We start from the raw sequence: 18325 nt of genomic DNA, 5'->3' as shown, positions 1-18325 counted from the left end.
GCTGATGCTGCCTGTTGTCCCGCCTTGCCGTGCGCCCTAGGTAAGGCGCAATCACGGGGCAGGAAAGGCCTTATCGCTTGCAGACCACCGACGACGCACCCGATACCGCAGATACGCCCGCCGACATGATCGCGGTTCCCGGCGGCACCTTCACGATGGGATCGGAGCGCTTCTATCCCGAGGAAGCGCCCCTGCGCCGGGTTTCGGTGGACGCCTTCCTGATCGACCGGACGCCGGTGACCAACCGCCAGTTCGCCGCCTTCGTGGAGGCGACCGGCCATGTGACCGGAGCCGAAATCGCGCCGGACCCCAAAGACTACCCAGACATGCTGCCCGGCATGGACCGCCCCGGATCGCTGGTCTTCCACAAGAGCGCCGCTCCGGTCGACACATCGAACCCGGCCAACTGGTGGCGCTTCGAATTCGGTGCCTGGTGGCGCCAGCCGCTTGGCCCCGGCAGCGATATCGAGAGCCTGGACCTGTGGGACCACCCGGTCGTCCAGATCGCTTACAGCGATGCCGAGGCCTATGCGAAATGGGCGGGCAAGGACCTCCCCACAGAAGCCGAATTCGAATTTGCCGCGCGCGGCGGACTGGAAGGCAAGGACTACGCCTGGGGCGACGAACTTTCGCCCGGCGGGACGATGATGGCGAATACCTGGCAGGGCCTGTTCCCCTTCGCCAACCAGATGCTGGACGGTTGGGAGCGGACTTCGCCGGTCGGCACTTATGCGCCGAACGGCTACGGCCTCGTCGATATGATCGGCAATACCTGGGAATGGACCAGCGACTGGTGGAGTGAGAAACCTGAAACCCCGAAGAAAACGGCGGGCAAGTCATGCTGCACCCTCAGCAATCCGCGCGGCGGTAAGCTGAAGGACAGTCTCGACCCCGCGCAGCCGGGCGTGCGCATCGGGCGGAAAGTGCTGAAGGGCGGCTCGCACCTTTGCGCCCCCAACTACTGCCAGCGCTACCGGCCCGCAGCCCGCCACCCCGAAATGATCGACACCTCCACTTCGCACATCGGCTTTCGCTGCGTGGTGCGCAAAGGCTGATCGCTACCCGCCCTCAACGAAATGAAATGAACGCTTTGTTTAGGATAATCGCGTAAGCGAACCCTACGCGAGACGGGGCTCGTGCGACGGGGTTCAAGGTTACATGGCGGTTGATGCGCAAACGATGATGTGGCTGACGGATGGCATTGCCTTCGTCGCCGCGACATTCCTATTCATCGAGTGGCGGACGCTGCACGAACGCTTTCTGCTGAGCTTCGCGCTGGGTTTCCTGTGCATCGTCGTAGGCTGCTCGCTGGCGCCGCTGCGGGAGGCGGGATCGTTCTACATCGGCATCTGGCTCTCCAATTCGATGCTGCCGCTGGCGCACCTGTGCTTTCTGCACGGCACCGCCGCCTTCGTTGGCCACCGGCTCGCGCGTGCCTGGTTCTTCGTTCCGGCCCTTTGTTCCGGGCTGATGGCGATGCCGCATATGGACGCCCAGACGCTCTCGCTATTCAACGCCGGCTGCGTCGCCGTGCTCTCGCTGAGCACTGCGGGCGTGCTGCTCGGCGAAAGGCGCACGAACGGCTCGGAAACGCAGATGCTGCTCTGCACTTTCCTGTTCCACGGCGGGTTCTACGCAGTGAAGGCCCTGTCCGCCTTCGCTCCCGGCGCTTTCGTCAACCTTTACCACTACAGCGGCACCATGATCGTGATTTCGCTATTCGAGGGCGTGCTGGTGGAGGTCGCGCTGGCGATGTCTATCGCGGGCGCCCTGCGCCGCCGCCGCGAACACCGCGTCACCCGGCTGGCCGAAAGCGATCCGCTCACCGGCCTCCTCAACCGCCGCGGCTTCGAGGCACAGGCCAAGTCCCTGCTTGCCAAGGCCGGGAAAGGCGGCGGCGCCCTGCTGTTGATCGACGTCGACCATTTCAAGACCGTCAATGACAGCTTCGGCCACCAGGAAGGCGACCGCCTGCTGGTCGCCCTCGCCCGCTATCTGCAGCTCGAAACTCCGGTCGATGCCGTGATCGGCAGGCTTGGCGGAGACGAATTCGCCGTCATCCTGCCCCGGCTCGACGAAGCTGCCGCCCTGCAGTTCGCCCAAGGCTTGTGCTCGGGCTTCGGCCGCCGCGTGGGCCCGCAGCACTGCGGCACTCTCAGCATCGGCTGTGCCTCGTTCGGCGCGGGCACCGGCAACCTGTCCGAAGTTCACCTGCAAGCCGACCGGGGCCTCTACGACGCCAAGAGCAAGGGCCGCAATCGCCCCGGACTCGGACCGCAAAACCTGCGCGGCTACGAGGACGAAGGCCCCTTCTTCTTCCCCTTCGCGGCGGCCGGCTGATCCCACCGCCAAGACCTCCTGCCGCCTTCCTTTCGGGCCGTCATGCAAATCACCGATTGACCGGGAACCCCCTGAAGGAAGAAGTGTTTTTCACGTACGAATGGCGTACGAGCAAAGCGCCGGACGGGGCGCGAAGGGACACTCAAGGCGAATGATGCGCAGCGAAGAGAACGACGCCGGGTTCATGGGACTCGCTGGCGATCTCGCGCGCCGTATCGCCGCGCATGATTGGGCCTCGACGCCGATCGGCCCCATCGCGGGCTGGCCGGTCAGCCTGCGCCATACCGTGAGCATGATGCTGCCTTCCCCGGTGCCGCTGGTCTTACTGTGGGGCCCTGAAGGCGTGATGCTCTACAACGACGCCTATTCCACATTCGCGGGCGGTCGCGACAGCCGCCTGCTCGGCTCCCATGTGCTCGATGGCTGGGACGAAGTCGCCGACTTCAACGAGAACGTGATGCGCGTCGGCCTGGCCGGGGGCTCGCTGAGCTACCGCGACCATGCGCTTACCCTCTACAGGGACGGGCGGCCCGAGGAGCTGCGACTGAACCTCGACTATTCGCCGGTGCCGGGCGACGATGGCAAACCCGCCGGCGTGATCGCGGTCGTGGTCGAAACCACACAGGCCCACCGCGCCCGCGAAGTTCTGGAGGAAAGCGAGACCCGCCTGCGCTTCCTGGACACCCTTTCGCGCGCCGTGGCCGATTGCCGGGGCGCGGACCAGATCCTGGAGATCACCACCCGCCTCACCGCCCAGCACCTCAGCCTGTCCAACTGCGCTTATGCCGATATGGATGAGGCCGGAGACGGCTTCACCATCCGCGGCAACTGGTATGCGCCCGGCTCGCCTTCGATCGTCGGGCATTATCACCTTTCCGACTTCGGCACCTTGGCGGTCCGCGAACTGACAGCCGGACAGGCGTTGGTGATCGGCGATAACGCCGCAGAACTGCCGCCCGAGGAAGCCGGGGCGTTCCAGGCCATCGGCGTCGCCGCCACGATCTGCATGCCGCTGGTCAAGGAAGGCCGGCTGACCGCGCTCATGGCCATCCACGACAGCAGCCCACGCCGCTGGAGCGCCGCCGAACTGAGCGTTATCCGCGAGGTCACCGAACGGTCCTGGGCGCACATCCAGCGCGCGGGCGCGGAAGTGCTGCTGCGCGAGCGCGAAGAGTACAACCGCCAGATCCTGGACGGCGCGACAGACTACGGCATCGTCGCCACCGATCTGGGCGGCAACATCACTCTTTGGAACGCCGGAGCGGCAGCGATGCTCGGCTGGACCGAGGCGGAAGTGCTGGGCCAGCCGATCGAGCTGCTGTTCACGCCCGAGGACCGCGCCTCCGGGCGCCCCGCCGCCAAGCGGCAAGAGGCGCTCGAAACCGGCCGCGCCCACGACGCGCGCTGGCACGTCCGCAAATCGGGCGAACGCTTCTGGGGGCTGGGGGAAATGACCCCGCTGCACGGCGACGGCGGCGCCGCGACCGGCTTCGTCAAGCTGCTGCGAGACCGCACCCACGAATACGAGGCACAGGAAGCGCTGCGCCTGAGCGAAGACCAGCTGCGCCGCGCGCAAGTGGCCGGCGGCGTCGGCCTGTTCTCGGTCGATATCGCCGCCAATACGATCACCGGCACCGACGAATTCTGCCGCATTTTCGGCGTCGAGCAGCGGGGTTCCGTCGCGCCGGAGATATTCGAGAGCCTGGTCGTCCCCGAAGACCGCGAGCGAACCTCCAACCTGTCGAAGCGAAATGGCGGCGCCGCCACGCTGGACATCGAATACCGCATCCACCGCGCCGATACCGGCGAGGAACGTGCCATCGCCCGCAAGGCCGATTTCGAATTGGACGCGGCCGGCAATCCCGTGCGCATGGTTGGCATTGTACAGGACGTCACAGACCGGCATCGTACCAAGCTGGCCCTCGAAAAGAGCGAGGCGCAGTTCAGCACTCTGGCGCAGAACATGCCCACGCAGGTCTGGACCGCCCGCGCCGATGGCCGGATGGACTGGTTCAACGACCGTGCCTACGCCTATGCCGGCAAGCAGCGCGGCACTTTCGATGAGAATGGCTGGACCCAGATCGTCCATCCCGAAGACCGCGACGGCGTGCTCGAACGCTGGGCGCAGTCGGTTGCCAGCGGCGAGGTCTACGATACCGAAATGCGGCTGCGCGATGCCGCTGGTCACTACCGCTGGCACCTCGCGCGCGCGCTGCCGCTCACCGATGCGCGCGGCACCATCGCTGCATGGGTCGGCACCAATACCGAAATCGAAGCGCAGAAGCAGGCCGAGGCCGCCTTTGCGCAGGACCGCGACCGGCTGTGGACGATAACCCGCGACCTTATGCTGGTTTGCGATTTCACCGGCACCATCACGGCGGTCAACCCTTCTGCCGAACGCCTGCTGGGCTGGCACGAAGGCGAGATGCTGGGCCGCCGCATCGCCAGCTTCATCCATCCCGAGGATCTTGAGGCGACCGGTGCCGAAGTCGCCAAACTCTCCACCGGCAAGCGCACCGTCGCTTTCGAGAACCGCTACCGCACCCGGGACGGCGATTATCGCCTGCTGGCCTGGACTGCAGTGCCCGACGAACATCGCATCCACGCCATCGGCCGCGACATCACCGACCAGCGCGCGGTCGAGGACGCCCTGCGCCAGAGCCAGAAGATGGAAGCGGTTGGCCAGCTTACCGGCGGCATTGCCCATGATTTCAACAACCTGCTGCAGGGCATCACCGGCAGTCTCGACGTCATGCACAACCGCCTGGCGCAGGGGCGCACCGGCGATCTCGAGCGCTGGCTGACCGGCGCGCGCACCTCGGCGGAGCGGGCGGCGGCATTGACGCACCGCCTGCTCGCCTTCTCGCGCCGCCAGCCGCTCGATCCCCGTCCAGTGCGAACCAATCCGCTGGTCGCCTCGATGGAGGACATGCTGCGCCGCACGCTGGGCGAGCATATCGAGCTGGAATTCGTACTGGCCGGCGGCCTCTGGCTGACCCGGTGCGACCCCAACCAGCTGGAAAGCGCGATCCTCAACCTGGTCATCAACGCGCGCGATGCCATGCCCCGCGGCGGCAGGCTGACGATAGAGACCTGCAACGCCCACCTCGACGCCCACTACGTGGCACGCCAGCGCGACGTGAAGCCGGGCCAGTACGTGTGTATCTCCATCACCGACACCGGCGTGGGCATGAGCACGGAAACCGCCGCGCGCGCTTTCGAGCCGTTCTTCACCACCAAACCGATGGGCCAGGGCACCGGGCTCGGCCTCTCGATGATCTACGGCTTCGCGCGCCAGTCCGAAGGCTATGCCCGGATCTATTCCGAGGAAGGCATCGGCAGCACGGTCAAACTCTATCTGCCCCGGCACCACGGCGCCGAGGGCATCCCCGACGAAACCGGCCTCCAGGACAATCCCCCGACCGCCAGGCAAGGCGAAGTGGTGCTGGTGGTAGAGGACGAGCCGGTCGTGCGCGGACTCATCCTCGAGGTGCTGGACGAACTGGGCTACCAGGCGATCGAGGCGTCGGACGGTCCTTCGGGACTCGCGATCCTGCAATCGGAGCGCCGCATCGACCTGCTCATTACCGACATCGGCCTGCCCGGCCTCAACGGCCGCCAGGTCGCCGATGGCGCCCGCGCTTCGCGTCCCGCGCTCAAAGTACTTTTCATGACCGGCTATGCCGAGAATGCGGCGATGGCCTCCGGCTTCCTTGAACCCGGCATGGCGATGATAACAAAGCCCTTCGCCATCGACATGCTGGCGGGGCGGATACGGGAGATCATAGAAGGCTAAATGGCGGCTTGCCGAATTCCGAGAGCGCTGCCAAGACTTCGACACAATTCGATGCGCTTCGTGCATCTTCAAAGGTCGGACGATGTCTGGGGATACATCCAACTTCAACGGAATGCGTGTGCTGGTGGCCGAAGACGAATTTCTCGTCTCAATGCTGCTGGAGGAAATGCTGGCCGATCTGGGCTGCGAAGTCGTCGGCCCTTATGCCACGCTTTCGGCCGCGCTGGACGGCGCCCGTAACCAGGCATTCGACGTCGCCGTGATCGACCTTAACCTCGGCGGCGAAAAAGCCGACCCGATCATCGCCGAAGTTGCGGCACGGGCAATCCCGCTGGCCATCGCCAGCGGCGGCTATGACGCTTCAAGCGGTCACCGCCCGACCGTGCTGCTCGACAAGCCCTACAGCTCCGCCCAGCTGGAGCGGGCAATGCAGGTCCTGCGCGAGGCGCTCGGCGCCGCCCGGTAGTTGGAGCGTCGCTGCAATCCCGTGCATCCTCCCGAATCAGGTCCGGGATGCAGTTCGGATCAGGCCGCTACCAGCACGAACGGTATCGTCACATAGCCGCGTACCGACATCGCCGTGCCGCCGTTCATCGTCGGCGACCAGCGCCAGCGCTTCACCGCCTGCAGGGCCGCGCGGTCGAGCCGCTGGCTGCCGCTGCTGGCCGCGACCTGGATATCCCTGACGGTGCCGTCGGTGCCCACCAGGACCAGCAGCTTCACGATGCCCTGCTCATGTGAGCGCCGTGCCTCGGTCGGATACGTCGGCGGCTTGGCGAACAGCACCTTGCTCGAAAGGTCCCCGCCTTCCATCGTCGTGGAAGCGGCCGGGGCCACGGCCGGGGCGGCGCTTGTCTTCACGCCTTCGCTGGTGACCGTCGGCGGGGCCGGCGGCGGCGGCGCGTCGACCATGACCTGCACCGGGCCCGGCGAGGGAAGTTCGATCATCGGCCGGGGCGCTACGGTCTGGGTCATCGCCGCTTCGGGCGTTTCCAGCTTAGTCGGCTCGGGCGGGGGCGGCGGGGTCACGTCGAGATCGCGCACGTCAACGGTGGTCAGACGCACGCGTTCCTGGTGGGTGGCGACCATATTGAGCGTAGCCATCGCTGCCGCGATCGCCAGAATCGCGCCCGCAGATGCGAGGAACGCTACGGGCCGGGCCCGGCTTGAGGCCTGATAGCCCGATCGTTCATACGCGGCGACATACCCAGTCGCACCCATTGCCGCCGATTCGCCCGCAGGGTGCCGAAGCCCTCCCGCGAACTCTGCGGAAGGGTTACTGATCACGTCCGAGGTCGGAATACGGGCGAACTCATCCAGTTCGGGGACTGCGAGTGTCGCCAATTGTAATCTCCTGCCAACCACTATTGCGAGCGATTTGCATATACATTAAGCACCGGGTCGTCCAGAGGGAAGACGGCTTTCAGGCACTTGCAATGCCGCAGGACTGCCGATTTCTAACCCCTCCCCCGGAAGACAAGGATGTGACACGTTGGAAGCTGCCGATGCCCTTGAACAACGCGCCGACAATCCGCGCGTGACGGGTGCTCCGGCCGGCGGCGAACCCGCGCAGCCCATGCCCGCCCCGCCCCGCGCAAAAACCGCGACGCCGGGCGCGAAGAAGAAAAAGAAGGTCCGCGCCTTCTGGCTCAAGCAACTCCACACCTGGCACTGGGTCAGCGCGGCGATCTCGCTGGCGGCGATGTTCCTGTTTTCGGTTACCGGCATCACCCTTAACCATGCCGCCTCGATCGGCGCGGAGCCGGTGGTGACCAAGAGCGAGGGCAAGCTGCCCGCCGCCCTGCTGACAAAGCTCCGCGCCCCCGGCGATGCGACCGATCCGCTGCCCGCCGACGTGGCAAAAGCCGTGGCCGGCGCAGTGCCGCTGAACCCTGCCGGACGCGCGGCCGACTGGTCCGCCGACGACGAAGTGTACATCGCCATGCCCGGCCCCGGGCGCGATGCCTGGGTCAGCATCGACCGCACCACCGGCCAGGTCGCGGCCGAAGTGACCGACCGCGGCTGGATTTCCTACCTCAACGACCTCCACAAGGGCCGCAATACCGGCGACGCGTGGTTCTGGTTCATCGACCTGTTCGCAGGCGCCTGCGTGCTGTTCACGCTGACCGGCCTGCTCCTGCTGCAACTTCATGCCAAGCACCGGCCGATGACCTGGCCGCTGGTGATCCTCAGCCTCATTGCGCCGGTGCTGCTGGCGCTCCTGTTCATCCACTGACGAGAAAGCCCGTGATGTCACCATCCAAAATCCTGCCCGCGCTGCCGCTGCTGGTCGCCGGAACGATTGCCACCCCCGCGATGGCCGCGTCGGTGACGATCACCATCCCGCAGATCAAGGTGGCCGAATACCACCGCCCCTACGTCGCCGGTTGGGTGGAGCCTGTCGCAGGCGGCAACGCGCGCACGATCTTCGTCTGGTACGACGTCAAGAAGGCTGGCCGCGAACCGGGCACCAAGTGGCTGGCAGACCTGCGCACCTGGTGGCGCAAGGGCGGCAGCTCGATGAAGATGCCGGCGGACGGCCTCACCGGCGCCACGCGCGCACCCGGCAGCTACACCGTGGCGATTCCCGCGAACCTCCCCGCCGGACAGTATGTCCTCAAGGTAGAAGCTGCGCGCGAAACCGGCGGACGCGAACTGGTCTCGGTGCCGTTCTCGGTCCCGGCCAAGGGCGGCACCGCATCGGGCAAGACCGAACTGGGCACCATCACCATCCGCTGAGCCGGATCTTCTCGCTGAGCCGAGTGGGCACCGCTCGCTTACTTCACGACATTTTTCTTGCAAACATGGGGAATTGAAATGCGTTTCCGCACCATCATGATCGCCGCCGCCGTATCTTCGGCGCTGGCAACGCCGGCCCTTGCCCATCGCATGTGGCTGCTGCCTTCGACCACCACGCTGGCCGGCACGAACGAATATGTCACCGTCGACGCCGCCGTGTCGAACGACCTGTTCTACCCCGACCACATGCCCATGGACCCTGCGCAGGTGTCGGTCTGGGCCCCCGACGGCAGCGAAGGCAAACTCGAGAACGCATCCAAGGGCCGGTATCGCGGTACGTTCGACGTTGCGATCAACAAGCCGGGCACGTGGAAGATCGGCATGAACCGCTCCTCCATCGGCGGCACCTTCAAGGTGGGTACCGAGGAATGGCGTGTGGGCGGACGCGGCCGTCCCGCCGGCCCTCCGGGCGCCCCCGGAGCGGGTGGCCCGGGCGCAGGTGGTCCGGGCGCAGGTGGCCCCGGCGGTGCAGGCGGACAGCCCCCGCGCATGGTCGCCACGGTCGCCGATATCCCGGCCAATGCAACCGCCATCAAGCTCAGCGAATCGCAGACCTCCTACGCCATCTACGTATCGTCCGACGCGCCGACCAAGGGCGTACTGACACCGACCGGCAAGGGCCTGGAGTTCGATCCGATCACTCACCCCGACGCGCTCGTCTCGGATGAGGAGGCGCAGTTCCGCTTCCTCATCGACGGCAAGCCCGCTGCCGGCGTCAAGGTTACCGTGATCCCCGGCGGCAAGAAGTACCGCGAGGCGGAAGACGCGCAGGAACTGACCACCGGCGCGGACGGCGTGCTGCGTATCAAGTGGCCTGTCGCCGGCATGTACTGGATGAGCGCCAGCGCCGAGGACAACAAGCCCAGCGACAAGCGCGCGCAGACCCGCCGCATGTCCTTCACCAGCACGCTGGAAGTCGTGGCACCCTGATCGCCTGACTCCCGAACCCCATGCGTTTCGCCGTCCCGCTAGAGATCGACCCGACCTGCTTCGCCACCTGGCGGCAGGACAATCCGGTCGCCTCGATGGACGGCGAGACCATGGGCACTACCTGGCACGTCAAGCTCTCCGCTCCGGCGGGCTTCGACCGCAAGGCTCTGTCGGCGGCGATCGAGGCCCGGCTGGAAACGATCCTCGCGCAGATGAGCCATTGGCGCGAGGACTCCGCATTGGGCCGCTTCAACCGCGCGACCGGTGGTACGTGGCACGCCCTGCCCCCCGACTTCGCGCTGGTGATGGACACGGCGCTCACTATCGCGGAACGATCCGCCGGAGCTTTCGACCCGGCGATCGGCGCGCTCGTCGACATCTGGGGGCACGGCCCCGTCCAAGTCACGCGCCCGCCAGACCAGACCGAAATCGAACAGGCTCTGGCCGTTTCCGGCTTCACCCGCCTCGCCCATGACCGCGAAGCACAGCGACTGCGCCAGCCGGGCGCGCTGCGGCTGGACCTGTCCGGCATCGCCAAGGGCTTTGCGGTGGACGCACTGGCCCGGCTGCTGCGCGAAAGGGGCTTTCACCATGCCCTTGTCGAGATCGGCGGCGAACTGGTCGGGCTCGGCCTCAGGCCCGATGGCGACCCATGGTGGGTGGACCTCGAAACGCCCGCCAACGGCGTCACTCCCTTGCGCCTTGCCTTGCACCAGCTCGCCGTGGCGACCTCGGGCGACTATGTGCGCGGCCGCCACACCATCGACCCCCGCAGCGGCCAGCCGGTCGAACACGCCATGGCCGTCAGCGTGATCCACTCCTCCGCGATGCTGGCCGACGTCTGGGCGACGGCCCTGAGCGTCCACGCACAAGGCGCCATGCAGGCCCTCGCCACGCGCGAGAAGCTGGCCGTGCGCGCGCTGGTCCGCAGCGGCGAATCGATCACCGAATGGATCAGCCCGGTCCTCCATTCGATGCTGGAGCCGGAGGACGAGCCGCGAGGCTGACCCCTCATGGCTGCGCGGCAGCCACCTGCCGAGTACACCCGCCGGGCCTTCGCCCCTTGATCACGATCATTGTCACGCCCCGAATATTGGGCAAGAGAGTCTGCATGGTCATCGAAATTCCCGAGCTTTTCGACGCGTCCGAAGTGCGCGAAATCCGCAGTGCCCTCGAAAACGCAGACTGGGCTGACGGACGCGCCACCGCCGGCCACCGCGCCGTCCGCGTGAAGGAGAACGAGCAGCTCGCGCTCGACCATCCGCTGGCGCGGCAACTGGCGGACCGCGTCCTTGCCCGCCTTGCCCAGACACCGCTGTTCATCGCCGCCGCCCTGCCCGCGCGCGTGCTGCAGCCGCGCTTCTCGCGCTATGACGGGCGCGGCCACTACGGCAACCATGTCGACAACGCGATATTCCCCATCCCCGGCACCGGCGATCACTTGCGCTCCGACGTGTCGAGCACCCTGTTCCTCAGCGACCCCGAGGAATACGACGGCGGCGAACTTGTCATCGAGGACATGTTCGGCACCCACAGCGCCAAGCTGCCCGCCGGCCACATGATCGTCTATCCCGGCTCCAGCCTGCACCGGGTCATGCCGGTGACACGAGGTACGCGCTTCGTCTCGTTCTTCTGGACCCAGAGCTTCGTCGCCTCACCCGAAAGGCGGCGACTGATGTTCGAACTGGACGGCGCGATCCAGTCGGTCGCCACCGACCATCCCGAACATGCCTCGGTAGACACTCTGACGCAGGTCTACCACAACCTCCTGCGCCAGTGGTCGGCCACGTGAGCGAAGTCCCGCTGCCGCCGCTGACCACGATTCCCGCCGACCTGCGCAGCCTGACCGACTACGAGGCCCGCGCCCCGCTGCACATGACGGATCAGGTCTGGCACCACATCCGGGAAGGTGCCGGCAGGGAAGTCACCTTGCGCGAAAACCGCGCGGCCTTCGACCGCATCGGCCTGCTGCCGCGCGCCATGGCCGACCTCGACGGCGACACCCGGATCGACCTTTTCGGTCGCTCCCACGCATCCCCGATCCTGCTCGCGCCGCTGGCCTATATGCGCCTCGCCCACCCGGAGGGCGAACTGGCAGCCGTGCGCGCCGCTGCCGCGCTGGATACCGGGATGGTGGTCAGCACCCTCGCCAGCGCATCGCTGGAGGACATCGCCGCCGCTGGCCGCGCGCTGACCGAAGAACTCGGCAGGAAGCCCGCCCCGCTATGGTTCCAGCTCTACCTCCAGCCCGAGCGTGAACATAGCCTGCAACTGCTGCGCCGAGCCGAGGCTGCCGGCTACGAAGCAATCGTGCTGACCATTGACGCGGGGCTGAAACCTGCGGGCATGACCCTGCCGCCGGGGGTAGACGCGGTGAACCTCGCCGGAATGCCGCGTCCGCGTCAGACCTCGCTGCCCGGTGGACGCATTCTCCTGGGCACTCCGCTGACCGACGCGGCGCCCAAGTGGGCCGATCTCGCCTGGCTGCGCAGCGCCACGAGCTTACCGATCCTCGTCAAAGGTCTGGTTCTGGGCGACGACGCCCGCCGAACCGTGGACGAAGGCGCGGACGGCCTGATCGTTTCAAACCACGGCGGCCGCGTGCTGGACGGTCTGCCCAGCGCGCTGGACCTGCTTCAGGCAGTGGCCGAAGCGACGCGGGGACACGTGCCGCTGCTGCTCGACGGCGGTGTTCGGCAAGGTACGGACGTGGTCAAGGCGCTGGCTCTGGGGGCCAGCGCCGTGCTGATAGGCCGCCCGCAAATGCACGGGCTGGCGGTAGCCGGAATGCCCGGCCTCGCCCATGTGATCCACCTTTTGCGTACCGAACTGGAAGCCGCGATGGCGCAGCTGGGCTGTCCCCGCGTGGCCCTGCTCGGCGCGGAGCGTCTGGTGGCGCTGGGCGCCTAGCCGACCGGCAGCTTCACCGGCGTACCGGGCGCATCCCTGAGGCGCAGATAGAGCACTCCGTCCGCAGGCTTCGGCACCTTCAGCGCGGAGCCGGTATAACCCGGCGGCACCGTGGCGGCTTTCGCAAACCCGGCATCCGCGCCCACCGCGTCTACGAGGAACAGCGAGCGCGCGGTGATCGTGCACTCCTCTGCCTCGCATACCACATCCTCGATGCCCGGCAGGCGCACCAGCGTTGCCAATGGCTGCCAGTCACCCGCCGTAGCGCCGCCGCGCAGCAACCGGAAGCGCAAGGGGCCAAAGGTGCCCGCGGGAATATCCGCGCCCTTGAGGCGGGCCACCAGCACTTCAGGGCCTTCCAGCGTCAGGCCCTTGCCCGCTCCCAGCCGCACGACGCTTTCACCATCGGCCGCCGCGATCTCCACCGTGTCCAGCGCCCCCAGCTTCATGCCGCCCCCGGCCTTGACCGAGAACACCAGCTCGCCGGTATCCGGCAGCAGATCCCCGGCCGCGCCGAGGTCCAGCGCGCGCGCGCCCTTGGCGACGGCGGCGGGATTGACGGTGCGGTTCAGCAGCGAGACTTGCGGACGCGGCGGGGCAACGCGGACCTGCATGGGCAGGCTGCGCCCATCCTCCAGCTTGACGATTGCCTTGGCCGCATCGCCCTGATCGGGGGCATGTCCGGTGCCTTGAGCGGTCAGCCGCAGCCGGTCGACCGCGCCTTCACGGGTCAGCCCATCGGGGCGAAACTCGACATTGCCCACCATGAGCGTGCGGACCTGATCGAGCCGCTGCCCGGTCAGGCTGGCATGGGTATCCCCGGCATGCAGTTCCAGCGCATCCAGCCGGCTTGCCTCGGCGCGGGCCCTGAGAGTGACGGCCGCCGGTTCCTTCGCGCCCTGATAGCGCACCTCGATGCGCATATCCCCCGGACGCGCGCCTTCCAGCGGCACCGTCAAGGCAAGGCGGTTGTCCTGAACGGCCCGCCACTTGAGCGGCATGGCAGCGCCATTACCCTGACGCAGCGTGACTTCCTCGACGCAGGACGGGGCGCTGCCTTCCAGGGCCACTTCGTTGTCGCGGCCCACGATCATGCCGTCGGCGGCATCCTGGCCCGCCACTTTCCAGGCGCCGCCATCGGGCCGCTGGAGCACGAAGTCCGGCCCCTCAAACCCGGCAAACCCCCATAGGCCATGCAGGTGCGCCCGCACGGTGCCGGTAAAGGCAGCGGGCAGGCTTTCGGCAGCGAGTTGATAGCCGCCCTTGTCGGCGCGCGGCGTCGCCGCCACTTCCAGCACTTGTCCCGATGCCGAAGTAAGGCGGACCTGCATGGCGTGGGCGAACTGGGTCGAGAACACCAGCGGCGCCCCTTCTACCGGCAGCACCGCGCCTGTCTCCGCGGCGCAGATGGGCGCTTTGGCAGTGCCGCGCAGCTGCGGGGGAATGTCCGCCTCGATCGCCGGGAGCGCAGTGACCATGACCGACTTGGGCTTCTGAAACGAAGGCGCAGCATTGAGGAGCAGCGACATCGTCTCATCGTTGCGCACGCTCAGCGTCGGCAGGTAATTGAAGGAAGGGTTGCTGAACGCGCCGAAGATGCGCGCGATGTCGCGGGCGACACCGATGTAGGCGCTGTAATAGCCCGCCCCGGCCTCCCGCGTGGCGCTAAGCTGCAGGGCAAGGTCGGTCGGCGTGCCGGTGAGCGTATCGGCGATCGAACTGGAATGCACGTCGCTGAGCACCAGCGATTCGCGGTTCTGCACCAGACACGATGCCTGCTGTTCGATCACCTTTGACAGGCAGTCTGCCTGAAGCTTGATCGACAGGCTGTTCGCCAGTGTCGGCGCCACGGTACGCAGGTATTCTGGCCCGTTGTCATCCTGCGCACGGACCGCGGCCATGAAGGCGATCAGGCGCGAATGGTCGAGGCTGGCCTGGTTGAGGTCCTGACTGGCACGCACGAATTCGCCGGGCTTGCCGCGCACCGCGTCGACCAGCGCGCCTTCAGCACCGCCGGTTTCCGGCACCATCAGCAGCACCAGCTGGCGCGCGCCCTTGGGGACGGTCAAGGTTAGCGCCTTGTCCTTGTCCTTGGACTTCCAGGTGCGGGCAATGTCGATCCAGTCTTTGGGCGGCGGATTGGTAGCGCCGCGCAGGAAGGCGGAAACCAGCACGAAATTCGCGCCCTGATCCTCGGAGAATGCCCCCCGGACGACCACCTTGTCACCCGCCGCAAGGCTGGGGACCTTGGCGATCGGCAGGGTCTTTTCCCCCCGCGTGACCTCGATCTGCAAGTCCGGCCCGGTCAGCTCGAACGGCGCCGGATCGGCGGCAGCGGTCATCGGGATCACGCAAGTGGCAGCGGCCAGCAAAGGTGGCAGCAGGGGCCGGAAGGCCGGGCGGTTCGTCAAATCGTTCGGCAAGGAGCGAAAATTCCCGTCATTTGTCCTGACACTGCGCCCCCGCAGCCCCCTTTAGCCGCATCCACCGGCTGCGTACATGCCCATCGTAATCCGGCAATCGGCCCGGATGTTCCCGAAAATGCGGCGCCGTCCTGTCCTGCAACCCCGATCCCGAAACGAACTGACAGCAATTGTTACAATTCTTTATATTGAGAATCATTCGCAATTATTCTACAAAACAATCAAGGATCAGGGGATGAGGACAAAGGAGATCACGCGCCATGGCGCAACGACAGTCCCTATCATCGATCGCCGCCCTGTGCCCGGGGAGGAAGTCATGATGATGCATTCCGCCATCGCCCGTGCCGCCGCCCCGGCCCGCAGGCCGGTTTCTCCATCCGCTCTCGTGACTTCCGTCGCCCGCCGCTGGCGCTCCGCCCGCGATCATGGACTGCCCGTGCAGGCGCGGCTCTATGCCCTGCTTTCGCCGCGCCACTGGGAAATGATGACCCCTGCCTTCGACAGCCTCATGGCCCTGTGCGAAAGCGCGCTGAGCCGCCCATTTGCCACCGGAACCGGCAGGGACCTCAGCCGCGACGAAGCGATGCTGATCGGCCTGCTCGACGGTTCGGTCCCGCAGGAAGATTGCATCGATTGCCCTACCGGAACGGCGCGCGCACTCGACAGCGCGATACGCTCGACCCGGATCATGATGGTGCTGGTAATGAGCGGACCGGTCGGAACGCAGCCCTGACCGGCCCGCCGCATGCTCAGGCGGTGGCCGCTTCCTGAAAAGGAAGCCCAGCGTCCTGAGCCTCAGGTATCACGCCTGCAACCGCCAGTCGGCAGTGCCGGTCCCAACAGAAGTTCTGAACGGCGAAGGCCCGCGCGTTCTCGCCCAGCTTGCGGCGGTAGACCGGATCGCGGGCAAGAAGCGCTACTGCAGCGCGGATTTCCGCCGGCGTGCGTCCATCAACGACCAGTCCGTCGACACCGTCCCGAACCAGTTCGCCCGGCCCGCCATCGCGCCCGACGATGCAGGGAATACCCTGCGCCATCGCGTCCGCCACGCTCAGGCCGAAGCCTTCCATCTCGGCCCCGCCCTCCAGCGCGATCTGTGGGTGGAGGAAGATGTCGGCAGTGCAGTAGCGCTGCGCGAGTTCCTCGTCGCTGACATAGCCGGTCATGGCGAGGCCGCCGGGCCCGGCTATGACCGCGCCATCCGCGACGGCTTCGCGCACCGCCGGTTCGTCCTCGCCCCGGCCGATCACGGCATAGGCGATGGCGATACCCCCGGCGCGGCAGTCCGACACCGCGCGCACGGCGGCGGCGACGTTCTTGCGCGCCACCAGCCGGCACACGGTGATGATACGCGGCACGGCATTGCCGGTTTCGGGCCGCTGAGGAGGAACCACCACGCCGTTCCATGCCGCCACGCAGCGGTCGGCCAGCGCGGGCAGGCGTGAGAGCGTCAACGTCCGCGTCGCATCGCTAACGGCCACGACCCGCGCCGCACGCGAAAGCACGCCGCTCATCAGGCGAAAGGCGACGCCGCCGGGCCGTCCGATCTCGCGGCCGTGGACGGTCACGATCAGCGGACGGCGAAACGGCAACGCCGGGATAGCGGCGCGCCAGGTGCAGGCATGGATAGCTTCGGGCCGCTCGCCCCCAGCCCATGCCCGCGCCATGGCACCGGCCAGCCGTGCATAGACGCGCAGTTGCGAAGCAGGCCCGACGTCGATCAGGGTGACATGCCCGTCCACCACGCGGCGCGGTCCCACCGAAGACTTGGCGAAGACGGTTACCTCCCGGCCCGCGCGCGCATAGCCCTGCGCCACTTGCGCAACGTAAGTCTGCACGCCGCCCTCGTCAGGCCCATGGACCCGCGCGACGACCCAGATGCGGGAGCGGCGCTCACTCATGAACGAGGACATTGCGGCCGGGGCGCTCCGTTGACGGCAGGCGCCCTGCACCGCGAGCAGCCTCACGGCGGGCGAGGAAATCGCCCACCGCCCTGGCTGCGCGCGCAGAGGAACGCCCCGCCTCGCGGTCGAAGGTCTCGGCCACGCCCTCCCGCTGGGTGGGGGCATAAACGTCGTGATCGGCCATGGCGGTCGCCACCTTGTCGACGATCCCCGCGCTGCTACGGTGGACGGGGCCATATTGCCAGTGGCGGTAGTTGGGGTTGCCCTCCCACTGCACATCTTGGGCGTCGAGAAACAGGCAAGGGCGCGGGCGCACCACGAATTCGTAGACCTGGCTGCTGACGTCGCCAAGGTAGACCGAAGCCGCGCGGGTATAGCGCATATCCACGCTCGCCGGGCTTCCCAGATCGACATGGATGTTCGGCAGACTGGCGAATTCGGCAAGCTGCCGCTCCATCCGCGCGCGGCGGCGGCGGTTGTCGTAAAGACGGATATGCGGCGCAACGATCAGGTTGAAGCGATCGTCCCGTGCGAACTGGCGGATCACGTCGAGGCCCATCTCCCGCCACGACGAAAGTCGCTTCGAAAAATGCGGGTTGTAGAGCACGATCGGCCGGTCGTCGGGAAACAAGCGGTCAGGCAGCCCGCGTTCGGTCAGGTCGAACTTGCCATAGCCAACGACGGCATAGTGTCCTTCGCGGATCAGGCGCTTCTCCAGCATTCGCCGGCGCTGCTTCTCGCCCGCCAGCAGCACGAAATCGAACTGGCGGATACGGCGGTCATAGCCGACCGCGCGGTCTCCGGCGCCGTGGCAGGTATGGATGAACGCCGTGCGGTGCAGCCCCGCGAAGCGCAGCAGCAGCGAAGTCCGCTCCGGCACGACGATCGCGTCGTAGCCCGTCAGCAGCGACCGTGCCGACGCCAACGCCGGCAACTTGGGCGGCGTGGCGCCGCCCGTCAGACCGGTGATCGCGGACAGCAGCGGGCTACCCACGCGCAGGATATCGAGGTTGCCGGCGCCGTGGCGCGCGGCAATATCCTTTGCCAGCGTGACGTGATCCTCGGTCATCGCGATGATATCGACCGCGAAACGCGGATCGCGCGACATCTCGACTGCCAGGGGCATAGCGTGGAAAACATGGTGCAGCTGCGCGTTGAAAAAGAAGCAGACCTTCTGCGGCGCTGCCAGATCGGCGCGAAGCTCGATCGGTCGAAGCATGGCC

15 protein-coding genes are annotated in these 18325 nt (G+C 67.0%); 11 read left to right on the top strand and 4 right to left on the bottom strand.

What is annotated here, in order from left to right:
- The first annotated feature begins 125 nt into the window (after positions 1–125).
- The 4 genes from GVL61_RS17620 (at position 126) to GVL61_RS17605 (ending at position 6602) form a co-directional block, all read left to right on the top strand.
- Positions 126–1055, top strand: a complete 930-nt coding sequence (locus tag GVL61_RS17620) for a formylglycine-generating enzyme family protein (protein WP_159981986.1) — start codon at positions 126–128, stop codon at positions 1053–1055.
- Positions 1056–1158: 103 nt separating this feature from the next.
- Entirely contained in the window at positions 1159–2340 is a 1182-nt protein-coding gene (locus GVL61_RS17615; protein ID WP_159981965.1) for a GGDEF domain-containing protein, read from the top strand.
- Positions 2341–2491: 151 nt separating this feature from the next.
- A complete protein-coding gene (locus GVL61_RS17610; RefSeq protein WP_159981964.1) occupies positions 2492–6136 on the top strand; it encodes a PAS domain S-box protein in 3645 nt (1214 codons plus the stop codon).
- Positions 6137–6218: 82 nt separating this feature from the next.
- A complete protein-coding gene (locus GVL61_RS17605; protein ID WP_159981963.1) occupies positions 6219–6602 on the top strand; it encodes a response regulator in 384 nt (127 codons plus the stop codon).
- Between the two features lie 59 nt (positions 6603–6661).
- On the opposite strand, the gene GVL61_RS17600 is transcribed toward GVL61_RS17605, so the two are convergent.
- Entirely contained in the window at positions 6662–7480 is an 819-nt protein-coding gene (locus GVL61_RS17600) for an energy transducer TonB (protein ID WP_159981962.1), read from the bottom strand.
- A 232-nt stretch (positions 7481–7712) separates the two neighbouring features.
- Between GVL61_RS17600 and GVL61_RS17595 the strand changes: the two genes are divergently transcribed.
- The 6 genes from GVL61_RS17595 (at position 7713) to GVL61_RS17570 (ending at position 12775) form a co-directional block, all read left to right on the top strand.
- Positions 7713–8372 carry a PepSY-associated TM helix domain-containing protein gene (locus GVL61_RS17595; RefSeq protein ID WP_159981985.1) on the top strand — a complete coding sequence of 220 codons (660 nt, stop codon included), beginning with the start codon at positions 7713–7715 and terminating at the stop codon, positions 8370–8372.
- A 14-nt stretch (positions 8373–8386) separates the two neighbouring features.
- Positions 8387–8875, top strand: coding sequence for a DUF2271 domain-containing protein (locus GVL61_RS17590; protein ID WP_159981961.1), 489 nt, complete (start codon positions 8387–8389; stop codon positions 8873–8875).
- A gap of 78 nt (positions 8876–8953) precedes the next feature.
- The gene (locus GVL61_RS17585) at positions 8954–9865 is read left to right on the top strand and encodes a DUF4198 domain-containing protein (protein ID WP_159981960.1); all 912 of its coding nucleotides are present in this window, start codon (positions 8954–8956) and stop codon (positions 9863–9865) included.
- Positions 9866–9885: 20 nt separating this feature from the next.
- Positions 9886–10872, top strand: a complete 987-nt coding sequence (locus GVL61_RS17580; protein WP_200844851.1) for an FAD:protein FMN transferase — start codon at positions 9886–9888, stop codon at positions 10870–10872.
- 104 nt (positions 10873–10976) lie between these two features.
- Positions 10977–11657 carry a Fe2+-dependent dioxygenase gene (locus GVL61_RS17575; protein WP_159981959.1) on the top strand — a complete coding sequence of 227 codons (681 nt, stop codon included), beginning with the start codon at positions 10977–10979 and terminating at the stop codon, positions 11655–11657.
- Positions 11654–12775, top strand: a complete 1122-nt coding sequence (locus GVL61_RS17570) for an alpha-hydroxy acid oxidase (protein ID WP_235037766.1) — start codon at positions 11654–11656, stop codon at positions 12773–12775. Before GVL61_RS17575 ends, GVL61_RS17570 begins: the two co-directional genes overlap by 4 nt.
- Here the strand turns inward: GVL61_RS17570 and GVL61_RS17565 are convergent.
- Positions 12772–15198, bottom strand: a complete 2427-nt coding sequence (locus GVL61_RS17565) for a hypothetical protein (protein ID WP_235037765.1) — start codon at positions 15196–15198, stop codon at positions 12772–12774. The two genes, GVL61_RS17570 and GVL61_RS17565, sit on opposite strands and share 4 nt — an antisense overlap.
- A 316-nt stretch (positions 15199–15514) precedes the next feature.
- Between GVL61_RS17565 and GVL61_RS17560 the strand changes: the two genes are divergently transcribed.
- Positions 15515–15931 carry a hypothetical protein gene (locus GVL61_RS17560; RefSeq protein WP_159981957.1) on the top strand — a complete coding sequence of 139 codons (417 nt, stop codon included), beginning with the start codon at positions 15515–15517 and terminating at the stop codon, positions 15929–15931.
- 16 nt (positions 15932–15947) lie between these two features.
- Here GVL61_RS17560 and GVL61_RS17555 read toward each other — a convergent pair whose 3' ends face one another.
- Both GVL61_RS17555 and GVL61_RS17550 read right to left on the bottom strand, forming a co-directional pair.
- Positions 15948–17099 (bottom strand): glycosyltransferase family 4 protein, encoded by a 1152-nt coding sequence (locus tag GVL61_RS17555; RefSeq protein WP_159981956.1) that lies wholly within the window; start codon positions 17097–17099, stop codon positions 15948–15950.
- Positions 17092–18321 (bottom strand): CDP-glycerol glycerophosphotransferase family protein, encoded by a 1230-nt coding sequence (locus GVL61_RS17550; RefSeq protein WP_235037764.1) that lies wholly within the window; start codon positions 18319–18321, stop codon positions 17092–17094. The genes GVL61_RS17555 and GVL61_RS17550 overlap by 8 nt, the downstream gene beginning before the upstream one ends.
- Between the last annotated feature and the right edge of the window lie 4 nt (positions 18322–18325).

Source organism: Novosphingobium sp. 18050 (genome assembly GCF_902706195.1).
Taxonomy (GTDB): Bacteria; Pseudomonadota; Alphaproteobacteria; order Sphingomonadales; family Sphingomonadaceae; genus Novosphingobium.
This window is presented reverse-complemented; position numbering and strand designations above follow the sequence as displayed.

Excerpts from the sequence above, each read along its gene's own strand:
- GVL61_RS17620 (WP_159981986.1), top strand. The coding sequence starts at position 126 with ATGATCGCGGTTCCCGGCGGCACCTTCACGATGGGATCGGAGCGCTTC.
- GVL61_RS17615 (WP_159981965.1), top strand. The coding sequence starts at position 1,159 with ATGGCGGTTGATGCGCAAACGATGATGTGGCTGACGGATGGCATTGCC.
- GVL61_RS17610 (WP_159981964.1), top strand. The coding sequence starts at position 2,492 with ATGATGCGCAGCGAAGAGAACGACGCCGGGTTCATGGGACTCGCTGGC.
- GVL61_RS17605 (WP_159981963.1), top strand. The coding sequence starts at position 6,219 with ATGTCTGGGGATACATCCAACTTCAACGGAATGCGTGTGCTGGTGGCC.
- GVL61_RS17595 (WP_159981985.1), top strand. The coding sequence starts at position 7,713 with ATGCCCGCCCCGCCCCGCGCAAAAACCGCGACGCCGGGCGCGAAGAAG.
- GVL61_RS17590 (WP_159981961.1), top strand. The coding sequence starts at position 8,387 with ATGTCACCATCCAAAATCCTGCCCGCGCTGCCGCTGCTGGTCGCCGGA.
- GVL61_RS17585 (WP_159981960.1), top strand. The coding sequence starts at position 8,954 with ATGCGTTTCCGCACCATCATGATCGCCGCCGCCGTATCTTCGGCGCTG.
- GVL61_RS17580 (WP_200844851.1), top strand. The coding sequence starts at position 9,886 with ATGCGTTTCGCCGTCCCGCTAGAGATCGACCCGACCTGCTTCGCCACC.
- GVL61_RS17575 (WP_159981959.1), top strand. The coding sequence starts at position 10,977 with ATGGTCATCGAAATTCCCGAGCTTTTCGACGCGTCCGAAGTGCGCGAA.
- GVL61_RS17560 (WP_159981957.1), top strand. The coding sequence starts at position 15,515 with ATGATGATGCATTCCGCCATCGCCCGTGCCGCCGCCCCGGCCCGCAGG.
- GVL61_RS17555 (WP_159981956.1), bottom strand. The coding sequence starts at position 17,099 with ATGAGTGAGCGCCGCTCCCGCATCTGGGTCGTCGCGCGGGTCCATGGG.
- GVL61_RS17550 (WP_235037764.1), bottom strand. The coding sequence starts at position 18,321 with ATGCTTCGACCGATCGAGCTTCGCGCCGATCTGGCAGCGCCGCAGAAG.